Source organism: Lacrimispora sp. BS-2, from assembly GCF_040207125.1.
In the GTDB taxonomy this organism is placed as follows: domain Bacteria; phylum Bacillota; class Clostridia; order Lachnospirales; family Lachnospiraceae; genus Lacrimispora.
The window spans coordinates 312856-337752 of sequence record NZ_CP157940.1 but is presented as its reverse complement, the minus strand read 5'-3'; the positions used below and the strand labels follow the sequence as shown (position 1 = coordinate 337752).

At 45.4% G+C, this 24897-nt stretch carries 17 protein-coding genes; 4 read left to right on the top strand and 13 right to left on the bottom strand.

Features of this window, described 5'->3' with window-relative positions; translation table 11 throughout:
• Positions 1 to 467: 467 nt before the first annotated feature.
• Entirely contained in the window at positions 468 to 2243 is a 1776-nt protein-coding gene (locus ABFV83_RS01620) for a methyl-accepting chemotaxis protein (RefSeq protein WP_349947202.1), read from the top strand.
• Positions 2244 to 2456: 213 nt separating this feature from the next.
• On the opposite strand, the gene ABFV83_RS01615 is transcribed toward ABFV83_RS01620, so the two are convergent.
• From ABFV83_RS01615 to ABFV83_RS01565, 11 genes are all read right to left on the bottom strand, one after another.
• Positions 2457 to 4340: an ABC-F family ATP-binding cassette domain-containing protein gene (locus ABFV83_RS01615; RefSeq protein ID WP_349947201.1), complete on the bottom strand. Its 1884-nt coding sequence runs from the start codon at positions 4338 to 4340 to the stop codon at positions 2457 to 2459.
• A 90-nt stretch (positions 4341 to 4430) separates the two neighbouring features.
• Positions 4431 to 5732 carry a DUF1576 domain-containing protein gene (locus ABFV83_RS01610; RefSeq protein WP_349947200.1) on the bottom strand — a complete coding sequence of 434 codons (1302 nt, stop codon included), beginning with the start codon at positions 5730 to 5732 and terminating at the stop codon, positions 4431 to 4433.
• Between the two features lie 109 nt (positions 5733 to 5841).
• The gene (locus ABFV83_RS01605) at positions 5842 to 8445 is read right to left on the bottom strand and encodes a cation-translocating P-type ATPase (protein ID WP_349948846.1); all 2604 of its coding nucleotides are present in this window, start codon (positions 8443 to 8445) and stop codon (positions 5842 to 5844) included.
• A 376-nt stretch (positions 8446 to 8821) separates the two neighbouring features.
• On the bottom strand, positions 8822 to 10951 hold the full coding sequence (locus ABFV83_RS01600; protein WP_349947199.1) for a polyribonucleotide nucleotidyltransferase: 2130 nt from the start codon (positions 10949 to 10951) through the stop codon (positions 8822 to 8824).
• Between the two features lie 360 nt (positions 10952 to 11311).
• Complete coding sequence (rpsO, locus tag ABFV83_RS01595; RefSeq protein WP_054739605.1) at positions 11312 to 11578, bottom strand: 30S ribosomal protein S15; 267 nt, start codon at positions 11576 to 11578, stop codon at positions 11312 to 11314.
• Positions 11579 to 11892: 314 nt separating this feature from the next.
• Positions 11893 to 13230, bottom strand: a complete 1338-nt coding sequence (locus tag ABFV83_RS01590) for an amidohydrolase (RefSeq protein ID WP_349947198.1) — start codon at positions 13228 to 13230, stop codon at positions 11893 to 11895.
• A 124-nt stretch (positions 13231 to 13354) separates the two neighbouring features.
• Positions 13355 to 15052 carry an adenine deaminase C-terminal domain-containing protein gene (locus ABFV83_RS01585; protein WP_349947197.1) on the bottom strand — a complete coding sequence of 566 codons (1698 nt, stop codon included), beginning with the start codon at positions 15050 to 15052 and terminating at the stop codon, positions 13355 to 13357.
• Between the two features lie 13 nt (positions 15053 to 15065).
• Positions 15066 to 16136, bottom strand: a complete 1071-nt coding sequence (locus tag ABFV83_RS01580) for an ABC transporter substrate-binding protein (protein ID WP_349947196.1) — start codon at positions 16134 to 16136, stop codon at positions 15066 to 15068.
• Positions 16137 to 16209: 73 nt separating this feature from the next.
• Entirely contained in the window at positions 16210 to 17244 is a 1035-nt protein-coding gene (locus ABFV83_RS01575; RefSeq protein ID WP_349947195.1) for an ABC transporter ATP-binding protein, read from the bottom strand.
• 11 nt (positions 17245 to 17255) lie between these two features.
• The gene (locus tag ABFV83_RS01570; RefSeq protein ID WP_349947194.1) at positions 17256 to 18038 is read right to left on the bottom strand and encodes an ABC transporter permease; all 783 of its coding nucleotides are present in this window, start codon (positions 18036 to 18038) and stop codon (positions 17256 to 17258) included.
• Entirely contained in the window at positions 18031 to 18864 is an 834-nt protein-coding gene (locus ABFV83_RS01565; protein WP_349947193.1) for an ABC transporter permease, read from the bottom strand. Before ABFV83_RS01565 ends, ABFV83_RS01570 begins: the two co-directional genes overlap by 8 nt.
• Positions 18865 to 19055: 191 nt before the next feature.
• Here ABFV83_RS01565 and ABFV83_RS01560 point away from each other — a divergent pair, with 191 nt between their 5' ends.
• The 3 genes from ABFV83_RS01560 (at position 19056) to ABFV83_RS01550 (ending at position 22315) form a co-directional block, all read left to right on the top strand.
• Positions 19056 to 19985 carry a LysR family transcriptional regulator gene (locus ABFV83_RS01560; RefSeq protein WP_349947192.1) on the top strand — a complete coding sequence of 310 codons (930 nt, stop codon included), beginning with the start codon at positions 19056 to 19058 and terminating at the stop codon, positions 19983 to 19985.
• A 109-nt stretch (positions 19986 to 20094) separates the two neighbouring features.
• Positions 20095 to 20565, top strand: a complete 471-nt coding sequence (locus ABFV83_RS01555; protein ID WP_349947191.1) for a hypothetical protein — start codon at positions 20095 to 20097, stop codon at positions 20563 to 20565.
• A gap of 76 nt (positions 20566 to 20641) precedes the next feature.
• Positions 20642 to 22315, top strand: coding sequence for a S8 family peptidase (locus ABFV83_RS01550; RefSeq protein WP_349947190.1), 1674 nt, complete (start codon positions 20642 to 20644; stop codon positions 22313 to 22315).
• A 270-nt stretch (positions 22316 to 22585) separates the two neighbouring features.
• Here the strand turns inward: ABFV83_RS01550 and ABFV83_RS01545 are convergent, their stop codons facing one another.
• Both ABFV83_RS01545 and ABFV83_RS01540 read right to left on the bottom strand, forming a co-directional pair.
• Positions 22586 to 22939 (bottom strand): PqqD family peptide modification chaperone, encoded by a 354-nt coding sequence (locus tag ABFV83_RS01545; RefSeq protein ID WP_349947189.1) that lies wholly within the window; start codon positions 22937 to 22939, stop codon positions 22586 to 22588.
• Positions 22929 to 24851, bottom strand: a complete 1923-nt coding sequence (locus ABFV83_RS01540; protein ID WP_349947188.1) for an oligopeptide transporter, OPT family — start codon at positions 24849 to 24851, stop codon at positions 22929 to 22931. The genes ABFV83_RS01545 and ABFV83_RS01540 overlap by 11 nt, the downstream gene beginning before the upstream one ends.
• Between the last annotated feature and the right edge of the window lie 46 nt (positions 24852 to 24897).

Below are 24897 nucleotides of genomic sequence, written 5' to 3'. Positions count from 1 at the left end.
TCGTTCTTTCGATCATATCATACTGTGGATATCTGTACCTTTCCCACACACAGCAGCTTTCCCGGGCCCAAAAGTCCAGAAAACTTCTCATTGCCCCTGTTTTTAAAATACTTTTTTCTCATGTTCAAATTTATAAAAATGAATGTTTTAAAATTTAAACAAAATACTTTTTATTATCTATCAAAATAAATTTAATCCTCAAATTTTACACTCTTTTTCTTTCGATTGACAAACAATAATTATGTATTATATAATGAACAATGTCGATATTTGTCTAAAAATGGATGGCAGGTTTTTAGTAAAATTTCTGCCTTGGGATGTTCACAAAATATTGGTTCATATTGTATACCGAAAACGGGGCTTCAGACGTTGTATGTATACTACCAGTTCGTGTTTTGAGGAACATGACAAACCAAATGAAAACGATCATACATAAGGAAACTAATGAAAAACCAGGAGGTATCAGTATGAAGAAATTCAAGGACTACAGCATCACCAAAAAATTGCTTACAGCCTTTCTCAGCATGGCACTTATTATGCTTGTGATCGGCATCACAGGCGTTTTAGGCATGGCCCGGATCAACAGGTTGGACACCTTTTTGTACAAAGAGCAGACGGTTCCCATGAAAGACTTAATCATTGCCACCAAAAATCTGTATCAGCTTCGCGCAGATGCCAACGCAATGGTCATTCATGCCGGTAACACCACGGAACTGGAAACCCTGGAGCAAAGCTATAGGGAAGCAAAGAACAACTTTCTTACCAGCTCTGCCGAGTACCGGACAAGCATCAAAAATACAGAAGCCCTCACTTTAATTGATGAGGCAGCCCAGTTATTTAATGATTCCTTTGATCCCTCTATTCAAAAATGCTTAAACGTAGCCAAACAGGGATCTAAAGACACAGCATTGCATGCTTTTGATAATGAGAAGGACAACATCCAAAAGATATTTGATAATTATGACAAGCTGGTGGATGTCCGGATGAGGGTTGCCAGTGAGAGCAGTAAAACCAACGACTCTACCGCAATCATCCTCACCATTATTCTTTGCGTCATCTTTTTAGCAGGAACAGCCATTGCCATATACTTTGGCTTAAGAATTTCCCGCATGATCAGCCTGCCTATCGGGCAGATCGTAAAGGCTGCCGACAAAATCGCTCTTGGGCATGTGGATGTTGACTTAAAGGATGTAAACTCCAAGGATGAAACCGGTCAGCTTGCCTCTGCTTTTACCTCCATGCTGTCTGGCATCCGGGCTCAGGTTCTCATTGCCGAAAAAGTCAGCAATGGAGATTTTACACAGGAAATCCCCCTTCGTTCTGAGGAAGACGTACTTGGTCTGGCACTTCGTAAAATTGAAAAGGATCTCAATCGGACCCTGCTTCTTATAAGCACGGCAGCCGAACAGGTCAATAGCGGCGCAGGTCAGGTATCCTCCGCAGCACAGGCCCTGGCTTCCGGCTCTACAGAACAGGCCGCAACCGTGGAAGAGCTTAACGCAGCCATTACAACCGTATCAAGACAGGCAAGCCAAAATGCAGACAATGTCCGTTTGGCATATAAATACGTAGAACAAAACGGAGCCGGAGTCAACGAAAGCAATACACGCATGCAAAGCCTGAATGCTTCTATGAATAAGATCAACGCAGCTTCCGAAGAAATTTCAAACATCACGAAGGTGATTGAGGACATCGCCTTCCAGACAAATATTCTTGCCTTAAATGCCGCCATTGAAGCCGCCCGTGCCGGCAGCGCCGGAAAGGGATTCGCAGTGGTAGCTGATGAAGTGAGGAACCTTGCAATAAAATCTGCTGAGGCGGCAAAAGAAACGGCAAACCTTATCGTCCATTCCGTAGAAGCCGTTACAGAAGGCAGGCAAATGGCAGCTGATACTGCAAGAATCCTTAAGGAAGTGGAGGAAAAATCAAGGTTTGTGGAACAGGCGATCCAGGAAATCGAATCAGCTTCTTCCGAGCAGGTCATGGCAATCGACCAGATCAACCAGGGGCTGTCACAGGTATCTGCTGTAATACAGACTAACGCAGCAACCGCAGAAGAAAGCTCCGCTTCCAGTGAAGAGCTGGCTGCCCAGTCCGAGACACTGCAGCAGGAAGTCGGAAGATTCAAGTTAAACGGAGAGCAAACGGATTTTCATAAAGAATACGTGCCTTCCTTTGAGAGTGCGGAACCGGAATATTATACCGAAGCAGCAACAGCCTATGATTATACAGGCAAGTATTGATTGGACAGGATATTCTAAGATTACATAGGGCTGTTCTAAAATAGTCCAGTCCAAATACTATATAAAAAATGAGCCTTGATTGGCGATATGCTCCCCTGTATGGACAATGAAATATAAATGTCCTATAATAAGGGGAGCGTATCAGCTTTCAAAGCTCATTTTTTATATTTTATAGTGTACACCGGCAATGCAGATTTATTATGGAACAGGCTCTTACCTCTCTTCCTCATAAGCCGTATCAAACCATTCCAGGCATAGCTCATGCCACTCCTCCCATGCCTTTTGCCGCTCTTTTTTCAGTTCCTCATAACGGCCGGATTCTTCCCACTCTCCTTCCGTCCAGAAGTCTTCCGATTCCAGCCATCTTTCCTTCATCTCCTCCATGGCAGCAGTCAGTTCCATTACCTTATCCCTTGCCGGCAAAAGCCGTTCCAGAACCAGTCCAAGCTTCCAATCCAAATAGGCTTCCTCCACCGGTATTTCTCTCAGCCTGTGTTTTTCTGCCTTGGGGACTGCCCGTATTCCGGCGATCAGAGCCTGCTCCTCCGCCCTTATCTGAGCCGCAAGCCCTTCTCCATTTTCTGCCCTTTTGCTCCGCTCCAGATAATGCTCATAACCGAATGGATAGTAGAAGGCGGACTGGTTCTCAAAGATGAGAACTGATTCTGCTACCCGGCTTAAAAAATAACGGTCATGGGATACAAATAAAATGGTGCCCGTATAAGCCCGGAATGCAGATTCCAGGGTTTCCTTTGCCCTGATATCCATGTGGTTAGTAGGTTCATCCAGAATCAGAAAATTGGGCCTGCTCTGCAAAAGCTCTGCCAGGACAAGCCTTGCCTTTTCTCCTCCTGACAGGAGGCCAACCCGTTTTTCAGCCTCTTTGCCACCAAACAGGTATGCCCCCAAAATGCTCCGCACTTCTTTTTCTGTCAGGGAGGGAAACAGATCATGGAAGTGCCGGGCAACTGATTTATGGGAATCAATTTCCGAAGAATGCTGGTCAAAATATCCCATGGTAATCTGGTTTCCCAGAGAATACTCCCCGGTGACCGGAGGAATAAGACCTGCCACTGTTTTCAAAAAGGTGCTTTTTCCTGCTCCGTTTGGGCCAAGGATTCCGATCTTCTGCCCCCTGCGGATCCTCATGGTCAGCTCCATAAGGGGATGATCATAACCGATCTTCAAATGTTCCGCTTCAAAAACCCATTTACTGCCTAAGAAAGCCGGTTCCAAAGGCCCTGTGAACATGTGGATATCCTCTTCCACCGGCTTCACTGCCTGGCCCATCCGATCGATTGCCTTTCTTTTTTCCCTGGCAAATGCGGCCTTGCGGGGTTTATTCTTAAACCGTTCCACCAGATCATTTAAGCGTTTGATCTCTTCCTGCTGCCGTTCATAGGCTTTTGTCTGTATCCTGACCGCCTTCCTTTTTTCTTCCCGGTAATGGGTGTAGTTTCCCGGGTACCGGGTAAGCTTCCTGCCCGACAGCTCATATACCACGGATGCCGTCTGGTCCAGAAAAAAGCGGTCATGGGATACCATTACCACTGATTTTTCATACTGCTTCATATACTGCTCCAGCCATTCCGCTGCCTGAATATCCAGATGATTGGTAGGCTCGTCTAAAAGCAGGATATCCGGTTTTAACAGCAGGTGATGGATAAGGGCGATCTTTGTCTGCTCTCCGCCGGAAAACTGGGAAATCCTTTTCTTCTTATCTTCCTTTGTAAATCCAAATCCGGTAAACAGCGTATCATATTCCCGTTCATACTCAAACCGCTCTGTAGTAAAGGAATCCCCAAACGGACAAGAGGACAGCAGTTCTTCCTCCACTGTCCTGTCCTTATCCTCAAATGCCTGCTGTTTTAAGTATCCTACGGTCAGTTTTCTGGAACTGGTGATTCCAGGGCCTTCCCGCTTATCATCCCGGTCCAGATCCACTTCTCCGGCTATCAGCCTTAAAAGTGTGGTTTTTCCGGCTCCGTTGTTTCCTACCACAGCAATCTTTTCCTTGCCGTGTATTTCAAAATCAATATGTGACAGGATCATGCTGCCTCCGGCAGTGACTGTCCCATCCTTTATCTGATACAACATTTTCAAATTTTCCTGTTCTCAAAATCAATCGGATATCCGCATTCCTGCTTAATGAGGTTAAATTTTATTCCTGCTCCTGTTTCTCATGAGCTATAAGGAATCATGGACCTTGGCCCGGGCGCTTCTGTCCCTGATAGACTGAAAGACCGGTACCAGGAAGGTGGCGATAAGGCCTCCTGCAAAGCCATTGTTATAAAGATTCATTCCGCCGTAAACAATGCCTACATTAAGGGCAGCCGCAGAATGAAGAAATCCTGCTATCACACCTGCTATAACGCCGAACTCACCGGCAATCGGCGCAAGGGTCGTGGACAATAAAAGGGCCAGAAGGGCACTTGGATCGGTGATGCTCCAGTTCTGAATAACCCCTCCGAGAATAACCCCCATCATGATGGGACAAATGTTTCGAAGATGCTTTCCTGTTGCGCTGAAGCCTACAATGGTGAATATCCCTCCAATGGTAGGTCCGTTTAAAGCTCCTCCCAACACAACAAGAATCAGCGTTGCTGCAATACCGTTAATCCCCATATTAAGCAGAGTAGGCGCAAATCCCTCACTTTTTACGTAATCGGTTCCGCTGATGCCGTAGGTTTTCAGTATGTTCAGATAACGCTTCCCAACATTCTTTGACAGCATAAATGCAAAAATTATCATACCAAAGAATAAGAACAAAAGCAAGCCTGCAAAAAGCCTATTATCGCCCTCATACCAGATAAGCCTTTTCTCTATGGAAATCCCAAAGGATTTAAACAGGGAGACTATGACCGTGGCAATAATACCTGCGGAAAACCCCACATTATAAAGAGAATATCCCTTGTGGGCATAGTGGGTATGAGTGGATAAGGGCGGAAGCACAAATCCAATGCTCAATCCAACAAAAATGCTCAGGATGAGCCTGGGAACCAGATGCAGATTACCGATCTGCATGATCTGTGTGATGATCGGGGACAAAGAAGTCCCGTAAAAGCCAACATAAATATAACGTGTAATGGAAGTTTTGTGATAATAAGAATACAGGCAGATGCCCATCATGATAGCCCATATGTTCATAATATTTTTCCCGAACAAGGAAAAACCAAACATAAGAAAGCATGAAGTTATAGTATGGCCGCTCATCTCCATACCAAGAAAATACACAATTGCAATACTTAATAAGGTTAATAAACCCGCGTTTACAAAGGCTGCTCCTACGCCGCCAATAGCAAAATAATCTGTAATCAGGAAATCTGGCTCCCTGACAATTGTAATGATACCCCTCCAAATTCCATCAAACGGCTGCAGAAAGAAGCCTGCAACAATAAAATAAATCGGCACCAGGGCAAGAATTTGGAATTTCGTCCGCCTGGACAGCGGTCCGCAATTTCTCACTTTAAGTGAAAGTTGTCCTGTCATGTGTCGTCCCCTTCTCCTATATTAAATTTTTATTTACTGAAGTATTTTATCATTTTTAAAAAAGAGGTTCAACACTTTTTTGCGTTTAAACCTCTTTTTTATCAAGAAATTATTTCCTGTTTTCTTTTATAACTTTTACAAGCTGTATGATTGCCGTAGGAATGACCGCAAGGCCATATACGATACCGGTCTGACCGGCCGAAAGCGGCGTAACGGAAAACAGTTTTGCAAGGAACGGTACAAACATGACAAGGCTTAGCAGGAAAACGCCTGCCAGGAATGCTCCCAGGCTGTACCAGTTGCTTGCAAAGCCCAGCCGGAAAATAGAATGGCGGCTTCTGCAGTTAAAACCATGGAACAACCGGGAAAGAGTCAGGGTACAAAATGCCATGGTGCTGGCTGTAGCTGCACTGCCCTGGTTTAAACCAATATGGAAAGCTGTCATGGTACATATGGCAATCAATGCGCCCTGGGACAGGATCTTAATCATAAATTCCCTGGACAGGATTCCCTCTTTGGGATCTCTTGGCTTCCTGTTAAGAAGGCCATGCTCCGCAGGCTCCATACCAATGGCGATTGCCGGAAGGGAGTCTGTAAGCAGGTTAATGAACAGCAGATGAACCGGAGCAAAGGGAATAGGAAGGGCCATGATGGATGTATAAAGGACGGAAATGATTCCTGCCATGTTGCCGGAAAGCAAAAACTGAATGGCGTTTTTTATGTTCCGGTACACGTTACGGCCATTGGCAACTGCCTTAATGATGGTCGCAAAATTATCATCGGCCAGAATCATGGATGCGACATCCTTGGAAACCTCTGTACCGGTGATTCCCATAGCCACTCCGATGTCAGCCTTCTTTAAGGCAGGCGCATCATTGACTCCGTCTCCTGTCATAGAGACAACATTTCCCCGCCGCTGCCATGCATCTACAATCCGGATCTTATTTTCCGGTGATACTCTGGCATATACGGAGGTCTTTGCAATATTTGTGTCCAGCTCTTCATCGGTCATGGCGTCTAATTCTGCACCGGTCACAGCCATATCTCCGTTTTCAAAAATACCGATCTGCTTTGCTATGGCAGTCGCCGTGATCTTATGATCACCGGTGATCATTACCGGACGGATCCCTGCCCGTTTGGCATCGGCTACCGCTTCTTTCGATTCCTCTCTCGGCGGATCCACCATGGAAATAAGCCCAATAAAGATAAAACCGTTTTCAGAATTTAAAGAAAGCACATGATCCTCTTCCACTTCCTTATAAGCAAAGGCAAGCACCCGAAGCCCATTTTCTGAAAATCTCATATTCTGCTCAAGGATCTCCTCCCTGTCCTTTTCTGACAGTTCCCTGACTCCTTCAGCGGTACGGATATGGGTGGTCCGGTACAGCAATACATCCACCGCTCCCTTTGTCAGTATGGTAGGAACTCCATGGAGATGGTATTTGGTGCTCATCAGCTTCCGGTCGGAATCAAAGGGAAGCTCTTCCAAACGGTGCATCATTTCTCTGATGAGATCATGGCTTAAGCTGACTTTTCCCGCCATTTCAAGAAGGGCATACTCCGTAGGATCTCCGATCCCCTTTCCCTCCACAATGGCAGAATCATTGGTCAGCACCGCATCATAAAGAAGGTACCGGTGGAGCTGGTTGCGAAGATCTAATTCATTCGGCTTACAGACTTTGCCGTCCACATAGATTTCCTGTACAGTCATCTTATTCTGGGTCAGGGTTCCGGTCTTATCGGAACAGATAACGGAAACACAGCCCAGGCTTTCTACCGCTTTTAATTCTTTAATGATAGCGTTTTCCCTGGCCATCCGCTGGGTTCCCATTGCCTGAACAATGGTTACGATGGAACTTAAGGCCTCTGGTATGGCAGCGACGGCAAGAGCCACCGCAAACATCAGGGAATCTAAAAGCGGCATTTTACGGTAAATGCTTAACAGGAACACCAGGGCGCAGATCACCATGATGACCATGGCAAGGCGGCTGGAGAACTGGTCTAAGCTGACCTGCAAAGGAGTTTTCTTCTCCTTTGTAGCATTCATTAAGCTGGCGATCTTTCCGATCTCCGTATCCATTCCTGTTCCGGTGACAGCCACTACCGCCCTGCCGTAAGTAACCAGGCTTCCGGAATAAACCATATTAGTCCGGTCTGCCAGGGGTGCTTCTATTTCAAGAGTTCCCTCTTCCTTATCCACATTGGTGGATTCGCCGGTCAGAGAGCTTTCGTTTACCTGAAGGGAATAATTATTAAGAATTCTTCCATCAGCCACTACCATATCTCCGGCTTCCAGAAGCAGGATATCTCCAGGAACCACGCCTCTTGAAGCGATCTCAATTTTTTGTCCGGACCGGATTACCTTGGCCGTTGGTGATGATAAGGATTTTAAGCTGGCCAGGGATTTTTGGGCTTTTTCATGCTGCACTGTTCCAAGAACCGCATTTAACACAATGACCGCCACTATGACGATGGTGCTTTCCACATTTCCTGAAAGCATGGAAATGACAGCCGCTGCAATCAGAATGACCACCAGCAGATCGCGGAACTGCTCAGCAAATACCTGAAGGGTGCTTTTTTTCTTTCCTTCTTCCAGGATATTTTCTCCTTTGCTGGCAAGAAGTCCGGCAGCTTCCTCTTCGCTTAGCCCTTCCTTTGATGTACGAAGCTCTTCTAATACTTCTTTTTCTGTTTTCTGATACCAGTCTTTCAAACTTTCCTCCATTCTGCTGCCCATAGAGACAGCCTGCATCAACATGTACTGTTTGACCTCTCTGATTTATTATTGCCACAAAAAGAAAAAGAAAAAGACTTTTAATGCACTTATTCTGAAAAATATTTAATATTCAGAATAAATACATTAAAAGTCTGGTAACCATTGTCTGGCATGCACCACCAGGCTGCCCTTTGGCAGTCAGGATGTTGATGATGCATTAAAACTACTCCCTCTTAATGAAGCGTATTCAATTATAAATCAGATATTTATGTCTTCGATCCAGACAATTATACGTTCTAATGGTTCATTTGTCAATAAACATTTTCATTAACATGACTTTATTTCCTGCCGTCTGCCACAAGGCATAGCTGCTTTATTCTGCTTCTTTTTCCTCTTTTTTATCTTCTGCCTTTGCAGCCAGATCTCCCGGCTTCATGCTTAAGTTGATTCTGCCCATCTTGTCGACTTCCATTACCTTAACGGTCACTTCGTCACCGATGTTGACAACATCTTCAACCTTTGCCACCCTCTTATCAGACAGCTTGGAAATGTGAACCATACCATCCTTGTTGGGAGCCAGTTCAACGAAAGCACCAAAGTTCATGATTCTGACAACCTTGCCTGTGAAAATCTGTCCTGCCTGGATTTCCGTAACAATGCTCTTAATGATCTGGATCGCACGGTCGATCATGGCCTGATCGGTTCCGCATACGGATACATTTCCGTCATCGTTAATATCGATCTTCACGCCGGTTTCTTCAATGATCTTATTGATCACCTTCCCCTGCTTTCCGACCACATCGCCGATCTTTTGAGGATCAATGGAAATCTGGTCGATCTTCGGAGCATACTTACCTACTTCCTTACGCGGCTCTGCAATGGCTTTTGCCATAACCTCATCAAGAATGTAAAGCCTTGCCTCTCTGGTGGTGCGGATGGCTTCCTCAATGATCGGTCTTGTAAGGCCGTGGATCTTAATATCCATCTGGATCGCAGTGATACCCTTGTGGGTGCCGCCTACCTTAAAGTCCATATCACCGAAGAAATCTTCCAGACCCTGAATATCGGTTAAGACGATATAATCGTCATCGGAATCTCCTGTAACAAGTCCGCAGGAAATACCTGCAACAGCCGATTTAATAGGAACACCGGCAGCCATTAAGGACATGGAGGAGGAACAGATGCTTGCCTGGGAGGTAGATCCATTGGATTCCATGGTCTCGGAAACGGTACGGATCGCATAGGGGAATTCTTCCTCAGACGGAAGAACCGGAATGAGTGCTCTCTCTGCCAGGGCGCCATGGCCGATCTCCCGGCGTCCAGGTCCTCTGGAAGGCCTTGTCTCTCCTACGGAGAAGGATGGGAAATTGTAGTGGTGCATATATCTCTTGGAGGTTTCCATATCATCAATGCCGTCTAATCTCTGGCTTTCTGATAATGGGGCCAAGGTACAAATATTTAAAATCTGAGTCTGGCCGCGGGTGAACATGGCGGAACCATGAACTCTTGGAAGCATATCGATTTCCGCTGCCAGATGACGGATCTGATCCATGGCACGGCCGTCAGGACGCTTATGGTCTTTTAAGATCATCTTGCGGACGGTCTTTTTCTGGTACTGGTAAATGGCTTCTCCAAGCACTGACAGCCATTCTTCCTTTTCTGCAAAGGCTTCTTCCAGTTTTGCGGTGATCTTACGGATGTTTTCTTCTCTTATCTGCTTTTCATCGGTAAATACGGCAACTTCCATCTCCTCAGGAGTAACGATTTCCCTGATGGCAGCAAATAACTCTTCCGGCACTGCGCAGCTGGTGTACTGGTGCTTCGGCTTTCCGCACTCTGCTACGATGGTGTCAATGAATTTGATGATTTCCTGGTTTACTTCATGAGCCTTGAAAATGGCCTCGATCATCTTATCTTCCGGTACCTCATTGGCTCCGGCCTCGATCATGATGACTTTCTCTCTTGTAGATGCAACCGTAAGCGCCATGTCGGAAACCTGCTTCTGGGACTGGGTCGGGTTGATGACGAGTTCTCCGTCTACAAGTCCCACCTGGGTGGAAGCACAGGGTCCGTTAAAAGGAATATCGGAAATGCAGGTTGAAATGGCTGAGCCTAACATCGCTGTCAGCTCCGGACTGCAATCCTGGTCTACAGACATAACGATGTTATCTAAAGTCACATCGTTACGGTAATCTTTTGGAAACAGAGGTCTCATTGGACGGTCAATGACACGGGAGGTCAAAATTGCATTCTCAGACGCTTTTCCCTCTCTTTTGTTGAAGCCGCCTGGGATCTTTCCTACGGCGTATAATTTTTCTTCGTATTCTACGCTCAGCGGGAAGAAATCAATTCCGTCTCTTGGTTTGTCAGACGCAGTTGCGGTTGCTAATACTACGGTATCGCCATAGTGCATAAGTACCGCGCCGCTTGCCTGCTTTGCTACTCTGCCGACATCAACGGTTAATGTTCTGCCGGCCAGTTCCATACTAAAACTCTTGTACATACTGGTATCTCCTTTTACTGGATTAATATTTATATTAACAGTAGAAGACGCCGAAACTACTGATCTGCGCGCAAGAAATGCGTTTTAAGTTTGCTTATGCTGCCCGCTGGGGGGCATAAGCAGATTCTGCCTTTGGCAGAATGCGCAGCCGCAAATTCGGGACCTTTGGTCCCTCATTCGCGGTTGCTCGCCAAGAGACTGGAGGGGTAGAAGGATATGCTTGCATATCCTTCTACCCCTCCCGCCTCCTGGCTCTGCTTATTACGCGCACATCAGCGGTCTCGGGGAATGCTTCTACTTTTAATATTCTTTTCTTAATAGACAGATAGGGTGGAGAAGTCCTCCACCCTAAATGGTTTATTATTTTCTGATTCCTAACTTCTCGATCAATGAACGATAGCCTTCCAGGTCTGTCTTCTTTAAGTAATCAAGAAGACCTCTTCTCTGTCCAACCATCATCAGAAGTCCTCTTCTGGAATGATGATCTTTTGGGTTCTTCTGAAGATGATCAGTTAATTCTGTGATTCTTTCTGTCAGAATTGCGATCTGTACTTCTGGTGAACCTGTGTCTCCAGCTTTTCTGCCATATTCAGCGATGATAGCTGCTTTCTTTTCCTTTGAAATCATGTTGATTTCCTCCTTTAGTCTTAAAGTCTCACCTCATACCAAGTATTGGTTGGAGTATCCGGAATACCAAGTATCGGCGCGTATTTGTACTGATACAGTTTACCACAGGGAAATATGGTTGTCAATTATTTCTAATAAATAACAACCGGTGAATCGTAATTAAAACCTCTGTAAATTATATACTTCAGATAGATATATTATGAAAACCAAAAGATGTTTTCACAATCGGATGAACGGGCTAAAAACAGCCCTTTTATCTAAACTTGTGTTGCAAGTTCAGATAACTATATTATAATCATCCTGCATATCCTTACTCAATAAATATTTCCCATTTTTTCCATATAAATTCCAAAATCCGTTATTTTCATCTTTTTTAATAGCATTTTCCTGATTTCTGCCATATCTGCCTTTACAAGTTTCTTCTCCTTTACCACACATTCCCCGGCCACGTATACTGTCTCCACATTGGAAGAATTGGCGCTGTAAACAAGGGCAGAATAGGGATTGTAAACAGGAAACATGTTGGCGGAACAGGTTTCAACTAAAACCAGATCCGCCTGCTTTCCCGGTTCTAAGGAGCCTGTAATATCATATAGCCCCAGGGCCTTTACTCCCAGATCCGTAGCCATTGACACAATGGTTTCCGCCGGAAATGCACTCCGGTCTCTGGTCTCATTTTTATGAAAATCGGCGCAGAGCTTCATTTGTGTAAAAATATCCAGGGTGTTTCCGCTGGCAGGGCCATCCGTTCCAAGGCCTACGGGAATTCCCAGGTGAAGCATGGCGCTTACCGGTGCCACTCCCTTTGCCGCCTTTGCATTGGAGCCAATGCAGTGAGCCACCCTTGCTCCCCGTTCCTTTAAAAGCAGAAGATCCTCTTCCTTCATATGGATGCAGTGGGCTGCCAGGGTTTCTTTTCCCAATACCCCAATGCTGTCTAAATACTGAACCGGAGACATGGCGTATTCCTTCCGGAAATAATCCATTTCATAATCCATCTCCGCCGTATGGAGAGTAAAAGGAACCTTGAAGGACCAATCCAGGCGGTAAGCTTCCAAAAGCAGCTTTTCCCCACAGGTGCTGGTTCCATGAGGGGCAATGCAGGCTGATATTCTGGGATGGGACTGATATTTTTTTATCAATTCTTCTCCATAGGCCAATGCCTTATAGGGATCATCAAAATCGCAGGCCCCTTCTTCCATCACTGTCTGCCCTGCAATCCCCCTCATTCCCATCTCATCCATGGCCTTTGCAGCTTCTTCCTCAAAGTAATACATATCAAGAGCCGTGGTCACACCGCCAAGGAGCATCTCTCCTGCTGCATAGCGGGAAGATAAGTAAACAAGCTCCTCATCCATAGCCTTCTGTTCCATTGGAAGCAAAAATACCCGGAGCCGGTCCTTGCAGTCATCCCCAAGCCCGCGGAAGGGAATCATTCCCATATGGGTATGGAGATTCACCATTCCCGGCATCAGGATGCCGTTTTTTCCGTCTACCGTTAATGCATCCGGAATTCCGGCCTCTTCCGGTAAATCTTTCATATCTCCTACCGCTGTGATGATATCATTTTGAAACATCACAAAACCGGGATGGTGGATTTTCCGCTGTTCATTCATTGTTACTACAGTTACATTTATAATTATCGTTTTCACACTTATCAACCTTTTCCTTGTTACTGTCCATGCCCTTTGGACATAAAGGGATACCCGGCGGGTGTTTCCTTGTTACTGCCCATGGCCTTTGGACATAAAGGGATACTCCCAGGATATTTCCTTTTTAAGACTCATATCTTTCCACCAGCGGAACCTTCTGCTTTGTTTTTACATCAAACAGACCTTTGTCGCTTATCTTTAATTCCGGTGAGACCAGAAGGGTCAGGGTGGAAATAGACATGATGACATTGCTGTTCTCATACCCCATGGCCTCGATTTCCTCCCTCACCTCAGCCAGTTCCTCCGAAAGCTTTAAAAGGCTTCCGTCAGAGAGGATACCTCCTACGGGAAGGGCTGCAGAAGCAGTAATTTTACCGCCCCGGACCGTTACATAGCCGCCCTGCATATGGACCACCCGGTTCTGGGCAAGCACCATATCCTCCACCGAATTACCAAGCACCAGCAGATTATGGCTGTCATGGCTCCAGGTAGTTGCCACCGCTCCTGGAGACTGAAAGGCATGTTCCACAAGCCCATAGGACACTTCTCCTGTCTTTCCGTAGCGTTCAAATACCATTGCCAGGCAAAGTCCTGCCTCTTGCCAGCATATGCAGCGGTTCCGGACGGGAATTTCTCTTTTCACATGCCTGACCCTTGTTCCAAAGTCCTGAATCTCCATGACATTTACAACTGCTGTTCCCTCCCCTATCTCACACCGGTTCAGTTTAAAATCGGATGCAAGAGCCAGGCGGCATTTTACGGACTGGTAAAAATGGTCCGGGAAAACTGCTTTTGGAGAATCAGGGCCTTTTTTATGCTGTTTTCCGTTCTTATAAACCGCAGAAGGGCAAAAACTTACCAGATCATCAAGGACAATGAAATCCGCAAGCTTCCCAGGCGCAATCATCCCCCTGTCATCAAGGCCCATTCTCCTTGCAGGCGTAAGAGTCCCGCAGTAAATGGCCTTTTCTGCCGGCATTCCCCGTTCCACAGCCAATTTAAGGATCTGGTTCAAATGGCCCTTTGCCAAATGATCCGGCATGGTATCATCTGTTACAAGAGCCACATTTTCATAAAGACCATGGGATACCACCGTTTCCACAACATCAGATGTCAGAGATTTTGCCTGCAGTTCCAAAAACATGCCCATGTCCGTCTTTTCCAGAACCGACTCCGGCGTCTGCTGAGTATGGTCCGCATCCACGCCGCCCCGGATAAAGCCCGCCAGCGCTTCTCCTGACAGGGCGGGGCAATGCCCTTCGATCTTTAGCCTGCGGTTCCCATCCTGGCACAGCCTGACAATGCGTTTGATCAGGGTATCTTCCCCGGAAACCAGATCCAAATCATTCATCACCTCTCCAAGGCAGATGACTTTCCCATCCTTTAAAAGCTCCCGGACTTCCTCTTCCCCGATTTGTCCACCCGAGGTTTCCAGGCTGCTTCCGGTGGAAGGAACACTGGATGGGATCCCATAGTAAATATCCAGCTCGGTTTCCTGCTCCATAAAGCTTTTGATTCCTTCCAGCCCAAATACATTGGCGATCTCATGTGGATCAGCCACCACACAGGTGACTCCCCAGGGCAGGACCACTCTGGAAAACTCTTCCGGATATGTCATGGAGCTTTCGATATGCATGTGAATATCGATCAGCCCCGGTATCATGTATTTTCCTGTAGCATCCACCACACATTCTGCCTCATATAACAGAGCAGGGGAAATGTCGTAAAACCTTTCCCCTGCAACCGCAATGTCCATTTTTTCAAAACATTGCCTGTATGTCCGGTAGACCCATCCGTTTTTAATAAGCAAGTCAACCTTCATGTTCTCTCTGTCCTTAATTATTGATGATCCGGTTCCACTGATCAATCCAGTCGCTTAAGATGGGATTGACAAAGGAATAATCCAGAACCTTTGCACTTTCTGCAGCTTCTCCATAAGTCATGTTTGCAGAATCTTCTTCTGATACCTCCACCTGGTTGTTGGTGGGCGCTTCGTTTAATGCCTTTGTGGTTTTGCTCTGCAGTTCCTTGCTTAAGCGGTAATTGATGTATGCGTAAGCCAGCTCTTTGTCCTTGCAGTTCTTGGTAATGCTGATGGTGTTAAAGTTTGCATAGGTCACATCAGGAGTCACATACACCAGATCCGGGCTTGCTTCCTTGATGGTAGGAACACCGAAGTCACCTACAATAGCAGCCTTGATTTCCCCGGAAGTGAACATGTTGATTAAGTCAGAAGACTTTGCATAAGTTTTTACAAGGTTTGGCTTTAATTCTTCCAATGCCTCAAAAGCAGCCGCTCCCTTGTCACTGGTCACATCAACGCCCTTGTAATCGCTTGCCATATAAACCATGGCAGGACCAAAGGTAGTAGTAATATCCGGAATGGCAACGCTTCCTTCCAGTTCCGCTTTCCATAAATCATCAAAGCTCTTGATCTCAAATCCTACTGCTTCCGGATCATACATGATGCCGATGCTGTTAATGGTATAGGCAGCGCCCTGTCCCGCGTCAGCCATGGTCTTTGCCGCTTTGATCAAATACTGGCTGTTTTCGATCTTGCTTAAATCCAGAGGCTCAAATAAGCCCTCTTCAATTCCCTTTGCGGTCATAGCCTGTGACAGTTCGATCACATCAATGGTGCTTTCGGCGTTGGCGGAAAGCTTTGTGTAACGCTCATTGGTGCTTCCTGTCTCTGTTACGATCTTGCAGTTGTACTGGTCCTCAAAAGGCTTGTACACCTCTTCTTCCGAAATGTCCTCGCTTAAGCCGTAAGTGGATAATACCAGTTTCTTTACTTCTGTGCCGTTCTTTTTCTCGTCTGCCGCTGTTGTTCCTGCAGATCCGGCACCGCCGCAGCCTGTCAATGCAATGGCTGCACACAGGGATAATGCCAATACTTTCTTCATAATCTTCATCCTCTCTTATCATAATTCCACGGCTTTATCAGCCGTTGTTACCTTAAAGCTTAAATCATGACTATTAAGATACAAGGATCAGTTTTGACTCCGGCAAATAAAGACGGATCCTGCTGCCCTCTTCATAAGTTTCTTCTGCCGGCCTGTTTACCAGAAACTTCCCTGCTGCCGTAAGGACCTCATACTGATAGCCTTTTCCAAGAAATGTCCGGACACCTACAGTGCCTTCCAGGATGTTGTTATCCTGCCCCTCATCTGCCACCCGGATATCCTCCGGCCGTATGGTGCCCATGCAGGCACCTTCCCTTGGTTGGGTTTCTACATTAAATACTGCGCCGGCCTGGGTTTTATATACATCCCCCTGCCTCTTCAAAGGAAGAAAATTTTCAAAACCAATAAATCTGGCAACAAATTCCGTGTTGGGCCTGTGATAAATGTTTTCCGGTGTGTCAAACTGTTCGATGACGCCCTGGTTCATGACCGCTACCTTATCCGATATGGAGAAACACTCTTCCTGGTCATGGGTGACGAACAAGGTGGTAATGCCCAGCTTTTTCTGGATCCTCTTGATCTCCATCCGCATATTGATGCGCAGCTTTGCATCCAGGTTGCTTAAAGGCTCATCAAGGAGAAGAAGCTTTGGCTCGATCACCAGCGCCCTGGCAAGGGCCACTCTTTGTCTCTGGCCGCCGGACATCTGCTGGGGAAACCGTCCGCTAAATTCCGTAAGGCCGCAGACCTCAAGGATCTGATCCACCTTTTTATCAATTTCCGCCTTGTCAAGCTTTCTCATTTTAAGTCCAAAGGCCACATTGTCATAAACGCTCAAATGGGGAAACAGGGCATAGCTTTGAAATACGATCCCAAAATTTCTCTTATGTACCGGAACCTTTGTAAGGTCCGACCCATCCAAAGAGAAAACTCCGTTCTGAGGCTCGATAAACCCGGCCACTACCCGAAGAGTCGTGGTCTTTCCGCAGCCGCTTGGTCCTAAAAGAGAGACCAGTTCCCCTTCCTGTACCTCCAGGTTAAGTCCTTTTAAAATCTGTTTCTTCTTATCATAACAGACATCAATATCCTGCAGTTTCATATATGCCATGGTTTTTCCTCCTATTTCGCCAAAGCGGCAATTCCCAGGGTCCTGTCAACAATTACCATGATAAGGACCGTTATGGCCATCAAAAGCACGGAAACCGCAGACACGGTAGGGTCATAATTATATTCAATGTAATTCATGAGGGTCGCAGGGAATGTGGATACCCCGGGACCTGAGAGAAACATGGAAACCGGAATGTTATTAAAGGAGTTAATAAATGCCAGCATAAAAGCCGCCGAGATTCCCGATGTAATGTTAGGCAGCACCACCCGGAAAAATGCTCCCGTTTTTGTGCAGCCCAGACTCCAGGCCGCCTCTTCCACTGAAAAATCAAACTGGTCTAAGCTGGAGCCCACTACCCGGATCACATAGGGCAGAGTCACCATGAAATGTCCTGCCAAAAGTCCTGCAAAGACCGGAACCCTTAAGGTCAGCACCAGAAACTGATAAAGAACAAAGCCGATTACGATTCCAGGCACAATGGTCGGTGAAAGGAATATGGATTTTAAGATCCCCTTTCCCTTCATACCGGACCTTGCCAAGGCATAGGCAGCCGGAATTCCTGCAATAAGAGCGGCTACGGTGGCAAGGAGGGCAATTTCTAAGCTGGTCAAAAAGGAAACCCGGAAGGATTTTAGTTTAAACACATTGATAAACCAACGGAATGAAAAAGATTCAATAGGAAAGGTGATGGCACTGCCCTCTCCAAAAGCAGTCACAGTAATGATCACAAGGGGCAGGATCAAAAACATAAATACCAGCACTGCAAAAACCGTAAGCATTTTATTTTTACGCATGGCTTCCTCCTCTTCTGTCCAGTCTGGCCGACAGGGCATTCAGTCCCTTTATAACAACCAGAGTAGAGACGATCATGATCAGGGAAATGACCGCGGCCCCATTCCAGTCTCCCACGCTCATGGCTCTCTGGTAGATGAATGTGGCAAGGACCATATGTTTATTGCCTCCTAAAAGCTGAGGCGTGGTATAAGCCGTCAAAGTCCCGGTAAACACCAGGATACCTCCTACAATGATCCCGGGAAGGCTCATGGGGAAAATCACCTTCATAAAAGCCTTGAACCGGTCCGCTCCCAGACTGAGGGCTGCTTCCATCATGTCATTATCAATGTTTTCCATAACACCGGCCACCGTAACGATCATCAGGGGAAGAAATAAGTAAACCGAGCCGATGATGATGGAGAAGTCCGTGTATAACAGCTTGGCAGGTTTTTCCAAAAAGCCGGCTGCCAAAAGGAACCGGTTGATGATGCCGTTGCTGCCTAAAATATTGATCCAGGCAAAGCTTCTGATGACAGAATTGGTCATCAGAGGAAAAATTGAGACAGACAGAAGAATCCCTCTCCATTTTTTCCTGCACCGGCTGATAAAATACGCAGTTGGAACTCCTGCTGCCATACAGACAGCCGTAGTGATGAAGGCAACCTTAACCGTCCTCATGAAAATCTTAAGATAATACTCATCCCGGAAAAATTCCACATAGGCGCTGAAAGGATAATCTCCGGTGTGAAAAGACGGGATCAATACCCTTAAAAGCGGAAGAAACAGACACACTGCCAGAATCACAAGCCCTGGCACGACCATTATAAATGCACTACTTTTCTTCATCTTGACCTCCCCATGGGTTTTACACCCATTCATTGTCAACACTTATCATCACTTATAAGCTGTGTTAATTTATATCTATACTTTTATTATAATTTATGATATACTGTACGTCAAATACATATAATCTATATTTTTTATGCAGTAAAGCTATAATAGAGCATATTATCACCTGTGCAAAAGGAGGAATACCTATGGAACTGAAAGAAGCAAGATATATTCTGGCCATTGCCAGACAAAAAAACATCAGCAAAGCAGCGGAGTCCCTGTTTATCTCCCAGCCATCCTTAAGCAAATATTTAAAAAACTTAGAGCATCAGCTTGGAGTCCGCCTTTTTGACCGGATCGGAAGCAGTTATTTTCCAACCTACATCGGAGAACGCTACATCCATTATGCAGAAAAAATCGTAGAATACGGCATGGAATGGGACATGGAATTTGATGACATTATGCATCAAAACCATGGACGGTTAAATATTGCCATTCCCATTATGCTTGGAAACAGCCTGATCGGTCCCACTCTTTCAAAATTCCATCAGCTGTATCCCAATGTCACGGTCAATATGATGGAGGAAGTCAACTTTGTGGCCGAGCATACCCTGACCGACCACACCGTTGACCTGACGTTTTACAATGTTCATGAATTTCCCACCGGCCTGGATTACCAGATCATAGGAAAGGAAGAGATGGTTCTGGTGCTGTCCGCTTCAAATCCTCTGGTTAAAAAGGCTGAAATGAAAGAAGGCTTTCAATACCCCTGGATCGATCTAAGACTTCTTGCTGGCGAACCCTTTATCCTTCTCTACCCGGATCAGAACACGGGAGGACTTGCTCTTAAATTCTTTGAGGATTACGGCCTGGAACCAAATGTCCTGCTTCACACCAGAAGCAGTGAAATGTCCATCCGCCTTGCCATGGAAGGCCTGGGGGCCGCCTTTGCTCCTGAAAGCTATTATCATTATTTAAAAGACAGGGAACCTAGCTCCTCTGTCTGCCTTTCCATTGGAAAAGAACGAATTGAAAACACCCTTATAGCCGCTTACCAGAAAAACCGGTATTTGCCAAAATACGCCAAGGCCTATCTAAATATTCTGGCCGCTTATTACCAGACAAAACATGGGTAATACTTTCCTTTCCTTATCATTGCTTTTCCCGGAACTTATGGTAATATAGAGTCAAGCGGATATTCGTAATCCGCGCCCCTACTTGATTCGATTAAAAACGAGGTTTCCTATGGCTAAAATAACACAAAAAACTTTTTTCCTTATTATCCTGCTTCTGTTATCCCTTACTTCATGCCAGAGCCAGAAAAAAGAGACGGCAAAGGATCTTGCAGGCATTCCCATTGACATATCAAAAACCGAATCCGTTTCCATATATTATGGTTCCATCTGTTATTCCTTTTATGACGAGAACAAGGAAACCATAGCCAGGGTGGCGGATCTGTTTCACGGCTTTTCTTTAAAGGAGGTCCCGGACGGAAGCCTGGACAGCGCCACCACCTACCAGATCTATTTTTCCAGCTCTGACGGCCAGACCGGAGCAGTGAATGTAGACGAAATGGGCATGTTCTATCTGCCGGATACAAAAAAATATTACCAGGTAAAGGAAGGGACCTTTTACCTGGATGAGTTGGAAAACATATATCAGGACAGCATGAATGCAGGGGGCTTTGACAAAAATCAATGCCTTATTCCGCAGTAAAGGCTTCTTATTCATAATTTGTATCTATTTGCATAAATTTATGTGAGACACTAGATATAAAAGGGGGGGCTTGCTTTTGCAAAAAGTACTTGATAATAATTATTATGATCTATTCATAAATAACGCTCTCATTCCACTATATCCAACTTACTATGATTTTACTCACCTTAATCAAACGCTTTCATTGGAACATATCCCGGTAGAATCCATGAACATCTGCGACTTAGGGCTGTATCCTTACAGCCGCTTTTCGTCAATTTATACCCTGAGTTCACTGGCAAGCATAGACAAATCCGGAATTACAGCGGTTCAGAACAATCCTGATTTAAGCTTGTTTGGAAAAGATGTATTCATAGGAATTATAGATACCGGCATTGATTACCGGCACCAAGCTTTTAAAAACAAAGACGGAACCACCCGCATTCAATCAATATGGGATCAGACCATACAAAGCGGCTCCTCCCCTGAAAGCTTTACATTCGGTTCCGAATACAGCAGGGATTTAATAAACAAAGCTTTACAGTCGAACGATCCTTTATCCATCGTTCCTTCGGTTGATACCAATGGCCATGGCACGGCAATTTCCAGTATTGTGGCCGGTACCTCAACCAATGACCAAAGACTCCACAGTGTTGTCCCGGAAGCTGATCTGGTAGTGGTAAAACTAAAAGAAGCCAAAAAAAATTTAAAAGATATTTTTTTAGTACCGGACGATGTTCTGTGTTTTCAGGAATCTGATATTATGCTTGCCGCACGTTATCTGGTTTCTGTCTCCCAGAGATTGAATAAGCCAATCGTTATCTGCATTGCCCTTGGATCAAGTCAGGGCGGACACGACGGAAACGGCCCTTTAAGCAGCTTTCTGGATGACCTGGCACAGATTCCCGGGATTGGGGTTGCAGTTGCAGCCGGAAATGAAGGAAACAAACGAAGACATTATTTCCATGCCCCTGTACCCCAATTCTTTTACAATGATTTTGAATTAAATGTGGGAAATGATGACAGTATGTTCTCCATGGAAATCTGGGCATATTCACCGGCACAGGTCTCCGTCAGTATCACCTCACCCAACCATGAGTCTACCCAATTAATTCCTCCGGCAATAAATAGCTGCATAAATTATACCTTCCATTTAAGCCAGACAGACGTCTGGATAAATAATATTATTTTTGAGCAAAACACCGGAGACCAGCTAATCCTGCTGCGTTTCAAAAACACCATACCAGGAACCTGGCATATTCATGCGGAAAATATTAATCAGGATTCTTTTTCCTTTCATGCATGGCTCCCAACAGGAGACTTGATCTCAGACGAAACATACTTTACAAATTCAGATCCGGACGTTACTATAACTTCTCCGGGAAACACAAGAAGCCTGTTGACCATTACCGCCTATGATCAGTTCAATGACAGCATTCTGGAAGAATCAGGAAGAGGCTACACAAGACTAGGATTAATTAAGCCTGATATTGCAGCTCCGGGCTATCGTATTCCGTGTGCGCTTCCGGGAAACAGATACGGCACTGCCACAGGAACAGGAACAGCGGCGGCCCACACGGCAGGAATTATGGCAATGGTTTTTGAATGGGCAATTGTCAGAGGGAATTATATCCAGATGACCGGCAACATTATTAACCGGCAGTTGGTCTGGAATGCAATGCGCGACGATAACAATGCTTATCCAAATAACATATGGGGATATGGAAAGGTGGAAATTAGTAACTTTTTTAAAGTAGTTGATGGTGCTTAAACCCAATAAAATGTTTTGTTATACTTAAAAAGTGCGGTTCACTGTGAACCGCATTTTTACAATAATGGCCAGGACAGCCGCATCCGAAGTACTGTTCTTAATAGCATCCATACTGGGGGCATCAGTCATAATCACTCCCTTAAAGGGAATGATACTTCTCAATATCCTGAATGGCACTGGCTTTCGCAGGCGGACAAAATGCCCCACCTTAAAAGATCGGTGCCAGGAATTAATTCCCGGCACCGATCTGCCTGCTTTACAGACTCTTTCTTACACCTTGCTGGTATTTTCGATATAGTGAAATTGCTGCTCTAAGTGACTGACAAATAACAGCAGTCTTTCATACAGCGGCTCTACCTTGTCACCATACGTTTCTTCAAGGCTTTTTCCAATTTCCCTAATGGTCTTACTGCCGTCAATTTGTAGAAAGACGCAGCTTCCATACTCATCCATTGCAATTCTTTTATATTCCGGAATTTTGAAACCGAGTTTTCTAAAAACCCGTTGAATCTTGTGATCCTGTTTTATAAGCATGGTCACAATACCGTTTTTATCAACCTCGTATTCCAGTTTATCGGAAATTTTAAATATTAAATTTAAAACCTCATCATTGTCATTTCGCATTCTTCACTTCACTCTTAATAAGCGGGATAGCGGTCGCTGCTACAAGAATGATCAATAAGATAAATGCCATTCCATTTGAATTTGCAAATCCGCTTGGGCCTGCACCACTGATGATGCCAGTTACCTGTAAAACGATTCCGATAAGTCCAATGATTGATCCGCCGGCAACAAGCCCTGACGACAGGCTTACACCGTTAGAAACTTTCGCTTCCTTTTCTCTCTCATTTCTGGAATATTTCTCAACGAAGAAACGAACCAGGGCTCCTAGCAAAATGATGGAAGTTGTGGATATGGGCAAATAAAACCCGATTGCAACTGTCATTACAGGGAGTTTCAGTAAAAATAAAACGATTCCCATTATAATGCCGCAGATGATCATGACCCAGGGCAACTGACCCGACATGATTCCGGCTGTCAATGTTGCCATTAAATTCGCCTGAGGCAATGCAAACGGAACATTGTCACCAGTCATTGAGAGCTGATTGGAAAGCAATAAAATAACGCAGGTAACTACCACAACACCTACAATAGAAGATATTGCAAAATATTTCTGCATTTCATTCTTGCTTCCACCAATGATAAAAGAAACTTTTTGTGATTGGCAGTAACCGCCTGCTGCAGCGATTGCAGTAACAATAAAGGAACCGAATAACAACAGAGCCTTGTTATCATCTACGCTCTTCCAGCCTAATCCCACAAATAGTAATGTTACGATAACGATGGAAGCAATTGTCATACCGGATACAGGAAGGTTTGAAGTTCCGATGGTACCGGTTAAACGGCCGGAAACAATTACAAACATCAAAGACAGCACCATGGATAAAACAGAACCCAGTACAGCCATGGCAATGTTGCCGCCTGATACCAGGAAACCGCCGATAAAGCCTACGATGATACCTGACAGTAAAATAACAGTTTCAACAGAAGATCCAGCGCCGCCGGAGCCTTTTCCTCTGGCATTCATGGTTTCCTTTATGGAAGCGATAACCGTTGGAATCAGTTTTATAGCACCGATCAGACCGCCGGAAAGCATCATGCCTGCACCGATATATTTTACGTAGCTGCCTGCTATATCGCCGACTCCCATAGCGTTTACGCTTACAGAAGGATTATTCCACACGGCCGGGCCGCCACTGCCTAAAGAAGCAAAATAACCGATGAGAGGCGTAATGGCAAAGTTAGATAATATAGAACCGGCAAACATGGTCAAGGATACTTCCATTCCCACGATGAATCCTATCCCAAGCAGCAAGGGGTTCACTTCCAGCTGAAATTTCCATTTGTAAAAGGGCTCATGCACAAAGCTGATCACGTTGTTGGTGATGTTTAAGAATGAGCTGGTTACCGCGGTTATTAAACCGCCGATTCCAAATCCGATTCCCATAAATTTCAGGGAATCCTTGGCCCCTTCCGAGGCGACTAAGGTTTCTGAAATAGCCATTGACTCAGGATACATTAATTTTCCATGCTCTTCCACAATCAAATAATTGTAGACCAGAGAAGCTGCACCTATGCCAAATAAAGCACCGCCCACACCGATCACAAGACCTTCCAGAAATGTTACCCGGGAACCGATCAAAAGAATTGCAGGAAAAACAAATATCATGCCGCTGGCAATGGATTCCCCGCCGCTGGCCATTCCCTGAAGAAGTGTCTTTCCAAGAATTCCTTTTTCCCTGGCAAACATGGCAATAAATACAGAACCTAATATGGAGCCAGGTATTCCGGCAGCAACAGTAAGGCCTGCTTTCATGCCAGAGTAAGCTGTTGATGCGGCGAACAATGCAGACAGAGCTATACCAATGATTAATACCGCAATATTTCCACCCGATCCGGATTTTGGGGAAACATATGGTACGTAATCTTGCCCTTTTACACCGCCATATGCGCCTTTAGATAATTTTTGATTCATACACAGTACTCCCTTATATTCATCATATTTCGATCAGTTATTGGCA